Here is an 18,910-nt window from a genome sequence, read left to right on the forward strand (position 1 = left end):
TTAGAAATCAATTCCTGGTTTCTTTTTCAGGACTTTTGTCAAAAATTTAGATGGCTTTATCACTTCAATGTTAGCCGTATCTGATGGTGAGAAATCTCGGACATTATTTGTCAGGAGATAATCGCAACCCGCTGTTACTGCTGTATAATACTGGAAGCCATCTTCAAAATCCTTACAATTTGACTCTAAGCAATGTAAAAGACAAGTTTTGTCTGTCTGGCATACATGCAGAAAGCGCAGATATAGTGTCAATTTTTTTCTTAACTCGTCATGTTTCAAGCCATTCTTTTGCAAGACGTAGACAAAAGTATGGAAACTGCCTGGCGAAATATACATTGGCACTTCGTTCTCCAAAGCCCACGAAAGAATAAATTTAGCTTCAAACGGCTCGCCAGTGGTTCTAATAAGCGCATGATCGAGAAGGACATTCGTGTCAAGGAATAGTTTCATAAACCGTATCTATCCTTCACCATCATATCTTTAATTTCTTTGTCCGTCATATTGCGCAATGGTCCGTCTTTGGCGCAGCCAAAAAGCTCGTCTGCAAGCGAATATTTTTCAAATTCAGCTTTGTTCTGAGATCGGGAATAACTTAAAAGATATTCTTCAAATAAGCTTGATAGCGATGTTCCTTGTAATGCAGCGAATTTCCTGGCATCCTCGATTGCGGACTTCTTGACACTTAGCGTCAATTTAACCTTTGGTTCTTTCGTAGATTTCATTTTACACGTGTGTTATTGCATTTTGACACCTAAATATACGTATAAAACCTTTCATTTCAACTCGCAAACCTTAAAGCCTGTCAACCTTCTGATGTGGTTCGTCACAACAGGCGGGTCTATGTCTTTGAAGAAGACTTCGTAGGTGTTCTCGTAAAATGTGAATGAGCTTCCGTCTGAGCGGATCCGTTTTGTGCCGCTCTTGAAGAATGTTCCAACTTCGCCTTTTTCCAATGCTCCCTTGTCAATGAAGCCAAGCAATGATGCGACCGTTCCGTCCGTTGGACATTGGTGGAAGGAAATGCAGAAGTAATGTGATGTCTTGGAATTTGTCTTGTGCAGTTGTGACGAGGGAATGTTAAGCACATAATCGGAGCAGAGTATGCCGGATTTCCGCTTCATGGATTTAATGTCAACCGAAAAAGTGTGCTCCTCTGATTTGATCAAAAAATCCTGGCCCCAATCCTGACCATCTGTTGCGCCAAAAGATCTGGACGGTCTCGGCAGATGATAGCAGTCCGCAAAAATGACTTCGCCCAAACTTCCGGTAAAGCGCATCATTCTCGTTTGCGAAAGTTTGTCATTATGCTTGTCCCAAATGTTGGCAACATGATGATGTCGAAGTGAATGCTCGACCAGCTCGCGCGCAAAAACACGCTGATTTTCTTCGATCGAGATTTGAATATACGAGCCCTTGGTCAGAACAGTTTGCTCCATGCAAATCTGATGGCTAGTAAAGTGAGCACAAAACCGATCAAAATTGCACTAAACGGAACGTAAGTCCATGCTACTAAGTGGATTCTGTCGACAAACCACATCACGCCAATGAGTGCAGCGATGAGCGTTAGAAATCCGGAAATCTTGCCAAATCCGGGAATTAGTGAAAAAGGGATCTTACTTTTTATCAACATCAGCGTGATTCCCATGGAGATGATCGGCAAAAACTGCATTACGACATTGGCCTGCCAAACACTTTGCCTTTCAAATAGAAAGAGATAGATGTTGAGTGTCACTGCAAAAATGCCCGGGATGCAAACCGCGTAAACAATGATCGCATATATGTAACTCCAAAATGTTACGTCTCGGCTTCCGTCAGCGGCCATGCCGACAACCCACGCAGCAAAAGGCAATAGTAAGAAATAGACGACCAGCGGCCAGGGATTTTGTGAAACTGAATTGAAGAGTTGGGATAATGTCATGTCAGCATTGGATGGAGGCGGAAAGATAATAAAACAGGAAGGGAATTTTACATTTGTAAATTTCCCTTCCTGTCAAACTTGCAAGCTTTTCGTTATTTATAGTCCAAGCAAGAAACCGATCGTAAAGTTGGCATCCCAGTCGAAAACGAATTGCTGGCATCCGGTTGCATCGGTTACAGCTTTGTAAATGTTAACGCCCGCTTTTGATTTTGCATTTGTCAATTTTGAGTACGCCAACGGTGCGCTTAAAGTTGTGTAACGCTCTTTGCCTTTGCGAACTTCCTTCGCCATTTCAAAAGGGACGCCGCCGATGATGAAGCAAGTCTTTCTCAAATCTGCCGGAATCTGTTTCGCTTTGGCACTAACTTCCTGATAAACTTTTGAATCATCCGTTCCCTCCTGGAAATATTTGGCTCCGTAAGATTCGAGTGCTGACACTTTTCCATTTTCAATCCATGAAATTTTCGTATTTCCTGAGCCAATGTCTACAACAAACGACTTGTCCGCATATTCAGCTGGCAGCACTGATTTCAATGCCAATTGCCCTTCCTGCTCAGCTGTCACCTGATTTACAACGTATCCCAGTGATTTCAAAACTCTAGTAATTTTCACAGTAACATCGGCTTTGGCTGCTCCCGAGCTCACAACAAAATGAATGTCTTTGCTCCCAACGCCATAGTCAAGCATTCCTGCAATGTATTTTTTCAAACCGATTCTCACATCTTCGTCCGTCGCCATGTTTTCGGTTACGAGGCTGTTTCCAAATTCGGATTTTTCAAGCGACCACCGTTTTTCTTTGTCAACTTTAATAATGAAAGAATTGAAACCGCTGGCGCCGAGCTCAACTACACCGCGTAACTTTCCGTCAACGGGGGCTGGGGGCGTGTAATTGAAAGCAGAAACTTCTGTACTGGTTGCCTCGTTATTTTCCGTTGCCGATTCGGATGAGGGCGATGCTTCGCTTTCGCCATTAGACGCTTCGGTTTGCGGACTTTGCGCCTGATCCTCAGACATCTGGTTCAAGGCTTTTTCTCCGCCCAAATATTTGTATCCTAAAAATATGGCGCCTATAATAATAGCGGTGATGATTAATCTGCCTGCAACTGTTAGTCTTTTCATTGATATCTTTTGTAAAATGGATAATGTAAATCGAAGTAAGAAAGTAAATTAATCAAGCAATCCTTTGTAACTCGAATCCTTCGGCGTTTCTATCGACCGGTTGACGGGCTGCGGATTTTCAAGCTGGATCAATTTGAACTGGCCTGAATTGTAAGCTTCAAGCATTGCTTGTCCTTTGTCCGAAAGCAAACCGTTTTGCACATCAACACCATTGATAAAGTCAAGGGAAAGGTCCATTGCGCGTTTCATTTCGCCCAATTTCTGGCTCATGTCATCCTGAATGTATTCCATTGATTCGTCGAAATAGAACTTCTTGTCCGGATTTCCCTTGAAAATGCTGATCGCAGTTCGCAATGCATTGGAGCTTTCTTTGACAATCCGATATTCTGCTTCTTTTAGTTTTACTTTAATTTCGGTCTCCTTAATAATGTAGTCAGCGCTTTTATTGACCTTTTCCATAAATTCGAGCACTGTTTTCATGTTGCGCTGCAATGGGAATAGCTTCTCATTCATCTCCTGCAAACCTGCTCCTTCGATTGTTGCCAATGAGGCCGTTTCCTTCATTCCCGGGCGATCCAGCATTGTGCTCGCTTTGTTGGCTTCGGCAAATTTTTGCTTGATCTGCTCATTGTTTTCGTTGATATTCTTATTCAATTTCACAAGCTGACCAGCCAATGTATTGATTTGGCCTTGCATCTTTTCGCGCTTTTCTTTCAAGTCATCAATGTAAATTTTCATGATCGCGATCGGGTCCAGTTTAATGATCAGGCCCGTAATGTTGCGCATCATTGTTTTGAACAAAAAGAAAACGGCCGTTCTGACATCTTTGCTGGTAAACAGGAAGATTAGCAGCGCAAGCACAGCCATTAAAAAACCGAGATAGAGTGTGTTTTTAGTCACTTCTATCAGGAAAGCTGCGATTTTGTTCCAAAAATAAAGGGTAACAGCGCCCGCTGCCCCGATGAAGAGAAGCGACGTTATGCCTTCCGGTTTGCTCCAATAGGACCGCTTTGAGCCGTCTTCCTGCGAGCCGCCGATTTGTGTAAAATCTGGTGTAGCCATTGTTGATCGAAATGTTAGGTTATTTAAGATATTGATTGATTTTTGTTAAATCCGATTTAATCTGATCAACAAAACTCAGATAGGTGATTTCAAAACTATCCTTGTTCGCATTGATCTTCGCGCTCTGTTCCGTAACCTCGCCAGCAATCTGTCCAAGCCTGTTTTTGCTGTCGTCGATCTTCTTTTGTAAATCTGCAATTTGTTGCGCAAAAGCCTTGTTGGACTCTTCCAGTCGCCTTTGCTCTTCCTGCAACGCGCCCACGCGATCCTTGATTGCCTTCTCAACATCTTTCAAAAATGAAGTTCTGTCTTTGTCCAGAATGCTCAGATATTGATTGGCGGAAGTGCTCAAAGTCGTGGGCTCCTTTGCTCCGCCCATTGCTTTGAAACTTGCCCAGGCCGCCTGAAACTGTTTTTCTTCACCCAATCCCAGGCTCTCCATACTTTTAAGCGCTTGTTTGTATTCAAAATAATCGGGTCCGGGGAGATTGGCTTTTTCAAGCAGGCTAACGAAATGTTCGACGAATTTTTTGTCAACATTGCCGGTGCCGGCGGCGTTGGGAATTGCATTTGCAACAACTGGTTTGGGAGCTTCCGGCGTTGCGCTGGGAACCGCTGCTCCCGGCCGAATTGGTTCTTCGCCTTCCTTGATAAAAAAGCTGAGTATTTTCTTTCCAATACCCGGTTCAGAATCTGCCATATCGTTGTAAAGAGTTAAGATTCATTGTTTTTTGTCAGGTCAATATTACTAAAATTAAAAGGATTTAATATCGTGCCATATTTACCAATGGTGCCCTGTATTGATGAAGCCACACAAAATTTGGATGGAATTGAAAGCTATTCTTGAATGCCGCGGGTTTTTTAGTGATGTTTGCCTCAAAAACTAAATCCTTATGCTTAAACTAGGTTTTAACAGTGCCATTTTAGGCGATTTTGGCTTCGATCATGTGGTCAAGTTTGCTGGTAACAACGGGTTTTCTTGCGTGGAAATGATGTGCTGGCCCGCCGATAATGCGGACAGCCGTCGTTATGCCGGTGTGACGCACATCAATGTCAGCGATCTTTCTCCGGAACGCGTCTTCAACATCAAGCATGCATTGAAGGAAGCAAATATCTTCATATCAGCATTGGGTTATTATCCCAATCCGCTGGACCCGGACGAGGCGCGTTCTGGTTTTTACATCGAGCACATCAAGGAAGTGATTCGAGGAGCCGCCAAGCTTGACATTCCGGTTGTTACCACATTCATCGGACGCGATCCTGCCAAAAGCATTAAAGACAACCTGGCAAAATTTGCGGATGTGTGGCCAGCAATCGTGAAGGTTGCTGAGGAGCATAATGTAAAAATTGGCATCGAAAACTGCCCCATGTTCTTTACCGACGACGAATGGCCGGGCGGTAAAAATCTGGCAATCAGTCCTGCTGTTTGGGATAGAATGTTCGAAATCATTCCAAGCCCGATTTTTGGCCTGAACTATGATCCGTCACATATGATCTGGCAAATGATGAGTGAGACCAAGCCGATTTATGACTACAAAGATCGACTGCATCACATTCATTTGAAGGATGCGAAAATTTACAAAGACAAACTGGATAGGGTGGGGATTATGGCAAATCCGCTGGAATATCATTCTCCAAAATTGCCGGGACTGGGCGATGTAAACTGGCGGGCATTTTTCGCGGCACTAACCGATGTCCGTTATCGCGGACCAGTCGTCATTGAAGTGGAGGACAAGGCTTATGAAAGCAGCATTACGGATGTTCAAAGTGCGATTTTGACCAGTAAGAATTATTTAAGTCAGTTTTTGGGCTAAACAAAAAACAAAAAAAAGCGCTTCCAATTCAAAGCTTTTGCTCTGCATTGGAAGCGCTTTTTGTTAACTTATTTAATATTAGCTAATTAACTTCGCTCTTGAAGAAAGAAAAGCAGTGAGTGAAGCCAGCATTCCAACAATTGCAAATGACCATCTTAAATCAGCGAATTGTGCAACAATCCCGATCAATGGAGGTCCGATTAGGAAACCGATAAAGCTGATTGATGAAACCGCTGCCAAGGCCATTCCGGCTGACATTGTTGTCGATTTTCCTGCCGCGCTGTAAACAAGTGGAACAACGGATGAAACGCCAAATCCTACTAATAAGAACCCAAATGTTGCAGGCACGAGGGATGGGAACAAAACCGCGATGGCAAGTCCTAAGCCCATTAATGAGCCACTGATTTGCAACATTTTCTTTCTGCCGATGCGGTTAGCAAGCCAGTCGCCGGCAAAGCGTCCACCCGTCATGGTGCCCATAAAAGCGACGTAACCAAGAGTTGTCAACGATGCAGGAACGTGCACTGCTTCCTGGAAATAAACGCCGCTCCAGTCAAACATTGCGCCTTCGCAGACCATTGCACAAAAACCAATCAGTCCTAACATAAGCAAGTCACGATCAGGCTTTACGAACATGGGTTGCGCTTCACCATCATTCTTCTCACTGTCGGGCATTGTGTGCTTGTAAGCGGTAAAAATGATGATGAATGCTGCCAATGCAATGACACTAAAATGAATATGAGGAGGGATATTAACCGAGATGAAAAACGAACCAATCATTGCGCTCACAAAGCCCGCCAGGCTCCAAAGTCCATGGAATGAGGCCATTATGGATTTTCCGTAAACTTGTTCAACGGCGACCGCTTGTGTGTTGACCGCAATGTTTGTTAGATTTCCCCAAAGCCCGAACGCGAACAGCGCGATTACAAGATGTTCCGTTCTGGTTACAAAGCCAATGAATGAAAGTGTGACAGCATATAATATGGCACCGATCAAAACCATTTTCTTGCTGCCGTAATGTGTCACCATCCAGCCGGAAATGGGCAAACTTGCCATTAAACCAATCGGAAGTGCCAGAAGAACTGTTCCAAGTCCGCCCTCGGTCAGATGGAGCATGTTCTTGATGTCCGGGATTCGGCTAGCCCAGGCGGCAAAGCTCAGGCCTTGCACGAAGAAGAAAGCAGCAACGGCCAGGCGCAGATACTTTCGGGAGTCGGAGGGGGCAAATATTGAATAATTCATAGGAGTGAAAATTTTCGCTGGACCGCTGTCCTAACTAGTAATTCGTATTTATATATTATAATTTTTTTAAGTTGTCTGTTTCGTAGTGTGGTGTAAAACAAAGATGCCCTTTTAAATAAAACACTCACACATGCAAAAATAACGGTTTATGACACATTTTAATTCACCGTTCTTGTACTTTTTAAATAATATTAAAAAGTATGTGTTGTACAAAAGTAAGAAATGGCATTTTCGGCGAACGCAGTAGAAAAATAGCCGCAGCCATTTTGTAAATTCACCTTTCACCCATCATTAAATCATTACATTAATGCGGATAATCCTTACTTCACTCCTAAGTCTATCACTTCTTACAAGCACTTTTGCTCAGGAAACAAAAACCGAACGCACCGCCCGAATCAAAGCGACATTGCCTGTCGTTGAAAAAATGTACAATGATTATGCTGAGAAAAACCATTTTCCCGCCCTGGCTTTCGGCATTGTTGCGGACGGAGAACTCGTGTTATCTGGCGCAACCGGATTTTCAGAAATTGCCAACAAAACCAAAGCTTCCGCAGGCTCGCTGTTCAGGATCGCTTCTATGTCGAAGAGTGTGACGGCGATGGCCATTCTTGCATTGCGAAAAGAAGGAAAACTGAAATTGGACGATCCGGCTTACCTATATATTCCAGAGTTGAAGTCAATGCCTTCACTGACACAGGACGCGCCGCCAATCACAGTGAGACATTTGATGACGCATATGGCGGGTTTCCCGGAGGATAATCCATGGGGAGACAGACAATTGGACACCAATGACGACGACTTGATCGCATTGATCAAAAAAGGCATTTCGTTCTCCAATGTGCCGGGCGTTACTTATGAATATAGCAATCTGGGTTTTGCCATGCTTGGGAAAATCATTAGCAATGTGTCCGGAAAGCCTTATCAGCAATATATTAATGAAGTTATTTTCAAACCGCTGGGCATGAAAAGCACGATTTGGGAATATACTAAGGCGCCAAAAAACCTGCTTGCACACGGTTATCGCTTTGAAGATGAGGTTTGGAAAGAGGAGGAATTGGAACATGACGGCACCTACGGAGCAATGGGTGGTTTGATCACCTCCATTGATGATTTTAGTAAATATGTGCTGTTTCACTTGTCTGCCTGGCCGTCGGGCAATGCACCTGAGCGTGGTCCTGTTCTGCGAAGTGACGTCAGGGAAATGCAAATGCCCTGGAATTTCAGCGGATTGAATGCTAAATACAAATATCCAAGCGGTCGCCCGTGTGCGATGACATCTGGTTACGGTTATGGCCTGCGTTGGAGCCGCGATTGCGAAGGTCGCACAGGTGTGGGTCACACGGGCGGGCTGCCCGGTTTTGGCAGTCAATGGCAAATCTTGCCTGAATATGGCATTGGCATCCTGGCCCACGCGAACCGGACCTACGCAGGCATGTCGACGATCAACACGGCAGTGCTTGACACAATCATTTCTCTTGCCGGTTTAAAGCCACTTCCCGTAACCGTTTCGCCGAATTTAAAACAAAGAAAAGAACAGATTGTAAAGCTTTTGCCTGATTGGAAAGGTGCAGAAGCAAGCGGTATTTTTGCCGAAAACTTCTTCCCGGACCGATCCGTTAGCCATCGCAAAAAGGAACTGGATGCTGTTTTGGCATCAACCGGAAACATCACCGGATCAACGGAAATGGTCGCTGAAAACCAACTACGAGGCACATTTCTGCTGAAAGGAACCAATGGTGACGTCCGCGTTTATTTTACACTATCGCCTGAAAACCCGGCGCTTATCCAGCAACTCGATTTCTCATTGCCCAAATAGTCAGGCAAATAATTTCAATGCGGAATAGGGGATGTGATTATCTGAATTGTCTGAAAGGAAAACAATTTAGCAATCATGAAAAATATACTATTACTTACAATTTGCTTGGTAGGCCTTTCCGCGTCACGAACAATTGCACAGGATAATGAAACGATTTTTAAAGGTTCGGGCATTCATCGTTCTGGTGGTTATGCGGCCATTTCCAATAAGTTTACAAAGATAAACGGGAGCTATGCCAACATGCCCGGCATTTATGGCGGCTGGTTTGTCAATCGCAGGTTTATGATCGGACTTGGAGCTGCTGCTACGACCAATCACATTCCGGTTCCTATTGAAAACCAAACGTTTCCAGGCAGAAAAATGACTTATCAATATGGGCAGGTGGGTTTAATGACGGAATATGTCGTTGCGTCCACAAAATGGGTTCATTTCAATTTTAATTTGTTAACCGGAACCGGATTCACTTTACAATATGACCGCAGGGAAGTTGAAGATTGGGATTTTGACGGCGATGATTTTGATGACGAGGACCCAAATTTTTTCTTTCTGATGGAGCCTGGTGTACAAGTTGAATTTAACTTGTTAAAGTGGATGCGTTTTAGTCCGGGTGTTTCTTACAGACAAGCTTTCGGAGCCAAAGGCAATGGGCTGACAGACGCTGACCTGAGCAATGTGACATACAATCTGACGCTGAAATTCGGCAAATTTTAATGTCAAAGCTTCCCCGGAAATTAGTTGACCGCAAGTTGGGAATTGTGCTTCAATAATCCCCATCTTGCGAAAGGAGTGGCAAAGTGATGAGTCGTTTTCAGAGTCATATCGCTGATTACCTTGCTTATGGGCAATAGGAACAATAGTTTAGAGTTATATTAACTACGTGCTATTCCAGACTCAAAAGAGGAAATATGAAGGTTAAAGAATTTTTGGTTTTCGGCATATTAATGTTCTCCTCCGCAGTTTCGCAAGCGCAGAATGTCTACGACGTAATCGTTGCAGGCCGCACAATCGGATCTTTGAGAGTATTTGACGACAAAGGAAAAGATAACACAGAACAGCACCGGATAGAATCTGACTTCAAAGTCATGTTTTACAAAGGCAAATATTCGACCGAAACCAGTTACTCGGACGGTAAACTTGTTTCTGCCACGTGCGCGCACCATGTGAATGGTGATTTAAAAGAAAAAACGCTGACTAAAAGTGCCGCGAAGTCGACCTATGAAGTTTCATTCTCTGGGGAAGATTCAAAAGACAAGCCGAAAATGATTGTGAACAAGCCGATTAGCAGCACGATCACAAGTTTATATTACAAGGAGCCCATTAACATTACCGAGGTTTACTCGGAGCGTTACGGCAAAATGTGTGCGGTCAAGAAAATTTCGGAAGGAAAATATGGCGTTGCGCTTCCGGATGGAAAGCAGGGAATTTATTCTTATAAAAACGGCCTTTGTCGGGAAGTGAAAACCGACCTTGCAGGGTTCAAACTCCGAATCGTTTTAAACGAGAATAAAAACATATCAGGCTTATAAAACAAAAATCCCGATCGTAAGACCGGGATTTTTGTTTTATTTCGGCTTGTTTTAATCAACCGTCGGGTAAACTGATTTACTCGTGCTGTCATAAATGTCGGCAACCTGCGACTTGTTATTGCTTCCCATGTTCGTCGGAGTTTTGTAATTCCTTGGAGACAGCAACGGGTTGATTTCGATCCCCTCAACATTGTATTTCTTGGTAACAACAAGTGTCACCGGCCTTGGCGCGTATTTCGGCGTGCTGCTTGCATAACGATGCTGCTGCTTGCTGTAAGATTCAATCGTTTTCAGATTGTAAACTGCAACCGTATTCGTCCGCTTCGCTTTGGCCTGCGCTGCTTTGTTCGGATGTTTATAATTGTGAACTGAAACGCCCGGATCGACGATTGACTGCGCATTCGAATTGTATATCAGCGAGGTCGCTGCAAATAGGATTGTAGACAAAAAAGCTTTCTTACTCATAATTATAGTCGTTTAGCTGTACTGATAATGCCTCCCGATTGTGGGGATTGCATGAATTTAACAACTTTTTCGACTGTAAATTCGAGGTGGATTTTCTAAGGGAAATGGCATTTTAGCTAATCCGGGAGCAATTATTAGGCGAAAAGTATCAGAAAATTGTTAACACGTAAGAAATGCATTAAAAGCCAAAGCCGGTTTTCGATTTTGTTTATGAATTTTCGAAAATCATGTTTGCGCTTACACGAACCTCATTTCAAAAAATATTTTAAATTTTAATCAAATTCTTAGAAGTTTCTCATCTCGTCCTAATACTTGGGTTAGTGAAGCAGCGCATAAGCGGAAGTTTTAATGCCGCTGCAAATGCGCTCCATTGGCAAATCGTTGCTGTCTTCTCCAAACGGATCCTCAATTTCTTCCGCAATCACTTCAAGGCTCGCCAGAATATAAAACACAAACATCACAAACGGCACAACAAGAAAATGCAGGCTGAACACGTAACCAATAGGAAGCGTAAGGCAATAAATGAAAATGAATTTTTTGATGAACGAGCTGTAAGAGAGTGGGATAGGTGTGTTTTTAATCCGTTCACAAGCACCGCAAATGTTAGTAAATGATTCTATCTCATGGTTTAGCAAAATGACGTGTTCGGGAAGTAAAGCGCCGCTCTTTTGTAAAGCAATCACTTTACTAAAGATCGCGGAGGCAATCTGATTGGGAATGTGATCAAGAATTCGTAATTGTGTCTTGCTGAACAGATCTGAGTCATCAAACTCCTCGGAACGATAGCCGCTGCGCAAGTGGTTTTTAAGCGCAAAAGCATAATTGGGAATCATTTTCAGGAAGAATTTTCTTTCCAAATCATGCTCGTCACCAAGCAGCGCATTCAGTTTTAATGCAAGATTGCGGCTGCTGTTCATCAGTGAACCCCATTGTTTTCGGCCTTCCCACCAGCGGTCATATGCAGTGTTGGTCCTGAAAACGAGCAACATTGAAATCACAAACCCAAGCAGCGAATGCATAAGTGAGATGTTTTTCAGGTCGGTGTTGTCTTTTAGTTTCAGATGAATAAGCAAAAAGTAGGCAACAGCCGTCGAGTAAACCGCAATCGTTACGATCAATGGGCTTAGTTTGCGGACTGTATCGCCTTTTTGAAAATAGAAGATATATCGAAACCACTCTTTCGGATTGTAATCAATCATATCAGTTTAACTTTGTCAATTAGTTTAAAGAATTCAATAAAGCACTTTGCCGTTAGTCGAGCGTCTTCCAACGCATTATGCGTTTCCTCTTCACGTTCAAAACCGAAATAACTGGCCACAGATCCCAGACTAAGCGAGCGCGGGACCGTCTTGCCATTGCGTTCCAGGATTTGAAAAAATAAATAAGACACTGTGTGCAAATCTATGAGCTTGTTGGAGAAGCCCCACGTTATCTTTTCGCTCCGGTAAGCGTGTCGCAGAAAGTTAATGTCGTTGATAACGCTCTGTCCGCAAATGATGACGTTGGAAAGATTTGGCTTGCCCACATTCAACTTTTTGATCCACTTTTCAAACTCAGGCAGAACGTCATAAATCATCGGTGCATCTTCCAGATCATCCATTGAAAGCCCGTGCACTTCTTCGGATTTGATAGAAAAGGCCTCTTCGTTCTCAGGATAGACATTCTGTAAATAGGTGCCAAGAGAACGCCAATTGTCGTCAAACAACTCTGCACCGATCTGGATAATCTCGTTCCATCCCGGTTCCGGGCCGGTCATTTCAATATCTAACACTAGGAATGCCATAGGAGGATTTAAGACGGTGGTGGAAATTTGGACGTGATATGAAACTCAAACTTATACTTTTGTGTACGAAAATAGACAATCATTACATTTTAGCTGATCCATTCATTATTCATTTATAGAAAATGCCCATCGATTACAATCAAATACCGTCGCCCTGTTTCGTGCTGGACGAAGTGCTTTTGCGCAAGAACCTGACCCTGATTGATTCGGTGCAGCAGGCTGCGGGCTGCAAAATCATTCTTGCGCTCAAAGGTTTTTCCATGTTCAGTGCGTTTCCCATCGTCAAGGAATATCTGACTGGCGCCACGGCCAGCTCGCTCAATGAAGTGAAGCTGATCAACGATTTCATGGGTTACCAGGCGCACACATACATGCCGGCTTACCTCGATCAGGAATTTGACGAGATCATGGAGCGAAGCAGCCACATTACATTTAACTCGCTTAACCAATGGGAACGGTTCAAAAATAGGGTGGAAGCATTTAAGATCGCCGATCCCACGCATGCGCTCTCATGCGGAATCCGTGTGAATCCGCAATACTCAGAGGTTGCGACCGACATGTATAACCCATGCGTTCCGGGTTCGAGGCTGGGCATCACGCGCGACAAAATGCCTGATACATTGCCCGAGGGAATTGACGGAATTCACTTTCATACATTGTGCGAGAACGGGTCCGACACATTGGAGCGAACATTGGAAGCATTGGAAGCTCGTTTTGGTGAATTGTTGCACCAGGCTAAATGGCTGAACATGGGTGGTGGGCATTTGATGACTAGGGAAGGTTATGACATTGAGAAGCTAATCAAATTAGTGATTAGCATAAGGGAAAAATATAATCTCGAAGTTATACTAGAACCAGGTTCAGCGATTGCCTGGCGAACCGGTGTTTTGGTCACCACCGTCCTGGATGTGATGGACAGCCAGGGGATTGATGTGGCAATATTGGACACATCATTTGCAGCCCATATGCCCGACACTTTGGAGATGCCTTATAAGCCAGTAATAAGCAATTCTTATCACGAGCCCATTGTCGGAAAACCAACTTACCGCATGGGTGGAATGACCTGTCTCGCCGGAGATTTCATGGGAGACTATTCTTTTGACAAACCACTTGAAGCTGGTGATAAAATCATATTTGAGGACATGATCCACTACACAATGGTAAAAACGTCGACATTTAACGGCGTTAACTTACCTTCCATTGGTTTAGCGCAAATGGATGGCGATTTTAAGCTTGTCAAATCTTTTGGTTACGAGAGTTTCAAGGATCGGTTATCGTAGTAAACAGGAATATTTTACCTATTTTTTGATCAAAAGTTGAAACCGCCATCTATCAATAGTTATATATTATAGTTGGTGGTTTCGCTGTTTTTGAAAGCAATTTATTAGTCGTTGACTTCTCCTTTTTCACCTAATTTGCTTTTGGCAGCATAGGGAAAAGTCTTCGGATTTCTTCTGGCGATGGCTGCTTTCCGTATTCTGTAATTTCGAAAACTTCTACAAATTTTACCTTCTCAGCCTGTTCTTTTCCATACCATTTTTCCACAGTCAGCTTAATCTCGGGGGTGATGGAAGAGCGCTTTTCCGTCGCAGCCAGCAACCATTTTTTTCTCTCTTCAGCGCCTTTTGGCACCTTAGCAAGATCCTGGCTTGTCCATGGCAACCACTCGTAAAATTGGGAGACGTGGGCGTCCAATCCATGCACTTTTTTAGTAATTGCTTCTGTAATGTCAATTGCAATGTCTGGGCGGAATGGGTTAGGTCGCTGAAAGCGGTCCCGGAAATAGAGAAAAACGGGATTTTTGACCAATGGCGGCACACTGCTAAGGATGTTGGGCACGATCACGAGGTAAGAAGCATCCTGCACGACAACGCCTGTGTTGCGGTGATCCGGGTGATAATCGTTGGTTCGCGGTGCAATCACCACATCAGCGTTCCATTCACGAATCTTCCTGATCACCGCGAGACGATTTTCAAGCGTTGGAAAAAGCTCGCCGTCGTGGTTGTCAAGCACGTCATATTCAATCCCCAGTCTTCTGGCAACTTCTTTTGTTTCGTTCAGTCTGCGCCTTGCCAGCTCGCCGCCGCCAATGTCCTGGTGTCCCGCGTCGCCATTGGTAAGCGAAACAAATTTGACTTTGTGGCCCATCGACGAATAAATAGAAGCAACGCCTCCTGCTCCAAGGTCACAATCGTCGGGATGGGCGCCGAAAACGATAATTTTTAATGGGGTTTTGGAAGCATCTGCATTGTTTTGGGCAAAACCTGTGGCGTCCAACAGCAGCAGAAACGGCAGAAATAGAAATTTCTTCATCATTCGAATAAATTAAGGTTTAGTATGCCGCAAAATAGTGATTAAAAATTTTCCACGGGCTAACCTGCCAGATTAACAACTGCTTAATGCACGGCGGTCAAATATAAAATTGCACCTGCTACAATTCTTGTAATATTCCTGTATCTTTGCATCCCGTAATCATAGAAAAAAAGCAACGTCTTATGGCTTCCAAAGCACGAAAGACCGCGAAGTACATTTTCGTTACGGGCGGTGTTACATCTTCACTTGGCAAAGGAATCATTGCCTCATCATTAGCTAAGTTACTGCAAGCCAGAGGGCTTTCCGTCACGATTCAAAAATTCGATCCATATCTGAATATTGACCCAGGCACAATGAATCCTTACGAGCACGGCGAGTGTTACGTGACGGATGATGGTGCTGAAACGGATCTCGATTTGGGACATTACGAACGTTTTTTAAATGTTCGCACCTCCCAGGCCAACAACGTCACAACTGGCCGTGTTTATCACAATGTTATTACTGCTGAACGCCGGGGCGATTTTCTTGGAAAAACCGTTCAGGTTATCCCGCACATTACAGACGAGCTGAAAAGAAACATGCTTCTTTTGGGCCAAACGGGCGATTACGACATTGTTATTACTGAAATTGGTGGTTGCGTGGGTGATATTGAATCGCTTCCATTCCTTGAAGCGGTTCGTCAGGTTAAGTTTGAAATGGAGGAGCATGACACGCTTGTCATCCATTTGACCCTAATCCCATATTTGAATTCTGCGGGTGAGTTGAAAACCAAACCGACACAGCACTCGGTTAGAATGTTGCAGGAGTCAGGAATTCAACCGGACATTTTGGTTTGCCGCACAGAGCATCCGCTTCCTTATGACATTCGCAAAAAGATCGCGCTTTTCTGTAATGTTCAGGTTAATTCGGTGATCGAGGCCATGGATGCGGACACGATTTATGCCGTTCCCTTGCTAATGCTAAAAGAAAGGCTTGATCAGCGTGCGTTGTATATGCTCGACATTTATAATGACAAAGATGTTGATCTTGACTCATGGAAAACGTTTTTGTCTCGCTATAAAAACCCGGTTGATTCAATCAGGATCGGTTTAGTGGGGAAATATGTTGAATTGCACGACGCTTACAAATCCATCGTCGAATCATTTATTCATGCCGGAGCAGCGAATGAATGCAAGGTGAACATTGAATGGATTCATTCCGAAAGCCTGACTGCTGAAAACACGGTAGAAAAGCTTGAACATCTGGATGGCGTTTTGGTAGCGCCTGGTTTTGGGGAAAGAGGAATCGAAGGAAAGATCGCGGCGATTCAATATGTTCGCGAGAACAACATTCCTTTCTTTGGGATTTGTTTGGGCATGCAAATGGCTGTTATTGAGTATGCTCGTAACGTCATTGGCTGGGAAGGCGCGCATTCTGTTGAGATGGACGCTTCGACCGATCATCCGGTGATTCACTTGATGAAAGACCAGAAAGATGTTTCCAATAAAGGCGGCACAATGCGTTTGGGAGCATATCCTTGCCGCATCAAGAAGGACTCGCTGGCTAGCAAAATTTATGGCAAAACCAACATTAGCGAGCGTCACCGCCATCGTTATGAGTTCAATAGCAAATATCTGAAAGATTTCGAAGATAAAGGACTTATCGCAACCGGCATCAACCCTGATAACAATCTTGTGGAAATGGTTGAGCTTCCCGGACACCCGTTCTATATTGGTGTGCAGTTCCACCCGGAATTGAAGAGCACGGTGATGAACCCACATCCGATATTTGTGAATTTTGTGAGTGCAGCACTCGCTTATTCGCTCGAAAAGAGGTCTGTCGGTTCCCTTAACACATCAATCCACTGATCACAAAAAAGGCCGATAAGGAAAAAACTTATTACCTTTGCCGTCCCGAAACGGGTAAACTATTTCAATCATTTTAAGTAAATAATGGATAAAAATTTTATCATCGGCTTAGTACTAATCATGCTAATGCTGATTGGCTACCAGATTCTGGTTCCGAAACCTGTGGAACCGACACCTGTGGCGCAAGTAAAACAAGTTCCCTCAAAAGCATCTGTTTCTTCATCAACAGCCCCGGATACAACTGATTTACGCACTTCGACTAACGATTCGAATGCGGTTGCCCTCGTTACTGCCGAAGATCTGGTTATTGAAACAAAAGATACGCGGGTTGTTTTTACCAACAAGGGTGGTGTGTTGAAAGAAGTGATGTTGAAAAAATACAAGACTTTTGATCAAAAGCCCCTCTATTTGATTGCTGAAAATCATAACAATTTCCGAATCAATTTTCCTACACAAACGGGAGATGTGCGGCTAACAGACCAGTTTTTTACGACTGCGTCCAAAAATCAGGCGCTGGGAGAGAAAGATTCGACCATCATTACATATAAGGTTAATCTTAAAAATAATCAATTCGTAGAACAGACTTATGTCGTTCATGGATCTGGTTATGTAATCGATTATGGCATTAAATCCAATGCAAAAGGATCTCCCGATGAGCTCGTTCAGCTGGATTGGAACAATGATCTGCTGCAATTGGAAAACGATATGCACAAAAACCGCGAGGTTGTGACGATCAATTATTATACAGATGGTCTGAAAAGCCTTGCGACGAGTGCAACAGTAGTGGAAGAAGAAAAGGCTGTTGAGCCCGTTAAGTGGTTCACCATTAAGCATAAATATTTTCTCGCAGGCTTAATCGCAGAAAAACATCCGTTTGATAATGTCGCGCTTCGTGCAGATGTTAATCCTGCCGACTCTACGGTTGTAAAATCCATGCATGTTTCGGCAGGCATTCCAATGTCCGCGGTTCAGAAAGGGGAGGCTAATTACCAGTTCTTTCTCGGTCCGAATGATTATCACCTCGTTGACAAGGTTCACGCTGAAAATTTTGATCAGAATGTTTACCTGGGTTATGCCTTCTTGAAGCCGATCAACAAGTTTTTTCTTGTTCCGCTTTTCAACTTTCTTGAAACATTTGTCAGCAACTATGGCCTTCTGATCATTTTGCTGGTTCTTTTTGTGAAAACAATTCTTACGCCGCTGACCTACAAATCGTACATCAGCATGGCGAAGATGCGTTTGCTGGCTCCCGAGCTGGAACAAATCCGCAGCCAGAACCCGGACGATATGGCGAAACAGCAGCAGGATCAAATGAAGCTGTATCAGGAAGTGGGCGTAAGTCCGTTGAGCGGTTGTATTCCTGTGCTCGCAACGATGCCGATCTTGTTCTCACTGTTTTTCCTTTTTCCCAATTTGATTGAGCTGCGACAGCAATCTTTCCTGTGGGCGAGTGACCTTTCCACTTACGATTCATTCATCAAACTGCCGTTCACCGTTCCTTTCGGCGTAGGGAATCACATCAGTCTTTTCACGGTGCTGATGACTGCTTCAAGCATCGGGTATGCTTATTATAACAATCAGATTACACCGACGCAGCCGGGACCTGTGAATATGAAAGTGCTGGGTTATATCATGCCTTTGATGTTTATGTTTGTCTTGAACTCGTTTCCGGCAGGTTTGACATTCTACTATTTTGTTTCAAATGTTGTCACAATTGCACAGCAGCTTTTGATCAAAAGATTTGTGAATGAAGACAAGATCAGGAACATACTGGAAGAGAACAGGAAGAAAAACGCAACCGGAGAGAAGAAGCAGACCAAGTTCCAGAAATATCTGGAACAGTCGCTCCAAGCAGCAGAAGAGGCTAAAAAGAAGCAGGCTGATTTGGAGAAACGCTCGAAAAAGAAATAAAAGAATCATTATATCGTATATACAGGGCAATGTTTCCAACCGGGAATGTTGCCCGTTTTTTTCTCTTCAACCGGATTTCGTAATTTGTCCGCCA

Annotated in this window: 19 protein-coding genes; 7 read left to right on the forward strand and 12 right to left on the reverse strand. The window is 43.8% G+C overall.

From position 1 onward, the window contains the following. From LZG73_RS05080 to LZG73_RS05110, 7 genes are all read right to left on the reverse strand, one after another. Positions 1-450, reverse strand: a complete 450-nt coding sequence (locus LZG73_RS05080) for a putative toxin-antitoxin system toxin component, PIN family (RefSeq protein WP_233846640.1) — start codon at positions 448-450, stop codon at positions 1-3. Beyond that, positions 447-722, reverse strand: a complete 276-nt coding sequence (locus LZG73_RS05085; protein ID WP_233846641.1) for a DUF6364 family protein — start codon at positions 720-722, stop codon at positions 447-449. Before LZG73_RS05085 ends, LZG73_RS05080 begins: the two co-directional genes overlap by 4 nt. A gap of 51 nt (positions 723-773) precedes the next feature. Then, positions 774-1,436 carry a hypothetical protein gene (locus LZG73_RS05090; protein WP_233846642.1) on the reverse strand — a complete coding sequence of 221 codons (663 nt, stop codon included), beginning with the start codon at positions 1,434-1,436 and terminating at the stop codon, positions 774-776. Further along, positions 1,418-1,918: a hypothetical protein gene (locus tag LZG73_RS05095; RefSeq protein WP_233846643.1), complete on the reverse strand. Its 501-nt coding sequence runs from the start codon at positions 1,916-1,918 to the stop codon at positions 1,418-1,420. The genes LZG73_RS05090 and LZG73_RS05095 overlap by 19 nt, the downstream gene beginning before the upstream one ends. A gap of 96 nt (positions 1,919-2,014) precedes the next feature. After that, on the reverse strand, positions 2,015-3,037 hold the full coding sequence (locus LZG73_RS05100) for a hypothetical protein (protein WP_233846644.1): 1,023 nt from the start codon (positions 3,035-3,037) through the stop codon (positions 2,015-2,017). Between the two features lie 48 nt (positions 3,038-3,085). Then, positions 3,086-4,099, reverse strand: coding sequence for a hypothetical protein (locus LZG73_RS05105; protein ID WP_233846645.1), 1,014 nt, complete (start codon positions 4,097-4,099; stop codon positions 3,086-3,088). 19 nt (positions 4,100-4,118) lie between these two features. Continuing rightward, the gene (locus LZG73_RS05110) at positions 4,119-4,799 is read right to left on the reverse strand and encodes a hypothetical protein (protein WP_233846647.1); all 681 of its coding nucleotides are present in this window, start codon (positions 4,797-4,799) and stop codon (positions 4,119-4,121) included. Positions 4,800-4,992: 193 nt separating this feature from the next. On the opposite strand from LZG73_RS05110, the gene LZG73_RS05115 reads away from it, so the two are divergent. After that, positions 4,993-5,913: a sugar phosphate isomerase/epimerase gene (locus LZG73_RS05115; protein WP_233846649.1), complete on the forward strand. Its 921-nt coding sequence runs from the start codon at positions 4,993-4,995 to the stop codon at positions 5,911-5,913. A gap of 78 nt (positions 5,914-5,991) precedes the next feature. On the opposite strand, the gene LZG73_RS05120 is transcribed toward LZG73_RS05115, so the two are convergent. Then, complete coding sequence (locus tag LZG73_RS05120) at positions 5,992-7,155, reverse strand: MFS transporter (protein ID WP_233846650.1); 1,164 nt, start codon at positions 7,153-7,155, stop codon at positions 5,992-5,994. A 307-nt stretch (positions 7,156-7,462) separates the two neighbouring features. Here LZG73_RS05120 and LZG73_RS05125 point away from each other — a divergent pair, with 307 nt between their 5' ends. The 3 genes from LZG73_RS05125 (at position 7,463) to LZG73_RS05135 (ending at position 10,497) form a co-directional block, all read left to right on the forward strand. Further along, positions 7,463-8,971, forward strand: coding sequence for a serine hydrolase (locus LZG73_RS05125; protein WP_233846651.1), 1,509 nt, complete (start codon positions 7,463-7,465; stop codon positions 8,969-8,971). A gap of 75 nt (positions 8,972-9,046) precedes the next feature. Beyond that, complete coding sequence (locus LZG73_RS05130; RefSeq protein ID WP_233846652.1) at positions 9,047-9,682, forward strand: hypothetical protein; 636 nt, start codon at positions 9,047-9,049, stop codon at positions 9,680-9,682. Positions 9,683-9,876: 194 nt separating this feature from the next. Continuing rightward, complete coding sequence (locus LZG73_RS05135) at positions 9,877-10,497, forward strand: DUF6134 family protein (RefSeq protein WP_233846653.1); 621 nt, start codon at positions 9,877-9,879, stop codon at positions 10,495-10,497. A 51-nt stretch (positions 10,498-10,548) separates the two neighbouring features. On the opposite strand, the gene LZG73_RS05140 is transcribed toward LZG73_RS05135, so the two are convergent. The 3 genes from LZG73_RS05140 to LZG73_RS05150 all read right to left on the reverse strand — a co-directional run bounded on the left by LZG73_RS05140 (position 10,549) and on the right by LZG73_RS05150 (position 12,745). Continuing rightward, the gene (locus tag LZG73_RS05140; protein WP_233846654.1) at positions 10,549-10,962 is read right to left on the reverse strand and encodes a hypothetical protein; all 414 of its coding nucleotides are present in this window, start codon (positions 10,960-10,962) and stop codon (positions 10,549-10,551) included. A gap of 317 nt (positions 10,963-11,279) precedes the next feature. Further along, positions 11,280-12,161 carry a bestrophin family protein gene (locus LZG73_RS05145; protein WP_233846655.1) on the reverse strand — a complete coding sequence of 294 codons (882 nt, stop codon included), beginning with the start codon at positions 12,159-12,161 and terminating at the stop codon, positions 11,280-11,282. Then, positions 12,158-12,745 carry a 3'-5' exonuclease gene (locus LZG73_RS05150; RefSeq protein ID WP_233846657.1) on the reverse strand — a complete coding sequence of 196 codons (588 nt, stop codon included), beginning with the start codon at positions 12,743-12,745 and terminating at the stop codon, positions 12,158-12,160. The genes LZG73_RS05145 and LZG73_RS05150 overlap by 4 nt, the downstream gene beginning before the upstream one ends. A gap of 122 nt (positions 12,746-12,867) precedes the next feature. On the opposite strand from LZG73_RS05150, the gene nspC reads away from it, so the two are divergent. Next, entirely contained in the window at positions 12,868-14,025 is a 1,158-nt protein-coding gene (gene nspC, locus LZG73_RS05155) for a carboxynorspermidine decarboxylase (protein ID WP_233846658.1), read from the forward strand. A gap of 130 nt (positions 14,026-14,155) precedes the next feature. Here the strand turns inward: nspC and LZG73_RS05160 are convergent, their stop codons facing one another. After that, entirely contained in the window at positions 14,156-15,061 is a 906-nt protein-coding gene (locus LZG73_RS05160) for a PIG-L deacetylase family protein (RefSeq protein WP_233846659.1), read from the reverse strand. Between the two features lie 179 nt (positions 15,062-15,240). Between LZG73_RS05160 and LZG73_RS05165 the strand changes: the two genes are divergently transcribed. Beyond that, complete coding sequence (locus LZG73_RS05165) at positions 15,241-16,905, forward strand: CTP synthase (protein ID WP_233846660.1); 1,665 nt, start codon at positions 15,241-15,243, stop codon at positions 16,903-16,905. Positions 16,906-16,989: 84 nt separating this feature from the next. Continuing rightward, positions 16,990-18,816: a membrane protein insertase YidC gene (yidC, locus tag LZG73_RS05170; protein WP_233846661.1), complete on the forward strand. Its 1,827-nt coding sequence runs from the start codon at positions 16,990-16,992 to the stop codon at positions 18,814-18,816. The last annotated feature ends 94 nt before the right edge of the window (positions 18,817-18,910 follow it).

Origin of the sequence: Dyadobacter sp. CY326, from assembly GCF_021390515.1 — a bacterium.
Lineage (GTDB): Bacteria > Bacteroidota > Bacteroidia > Cytophagales > Spirosomataceae > Dyadobacter.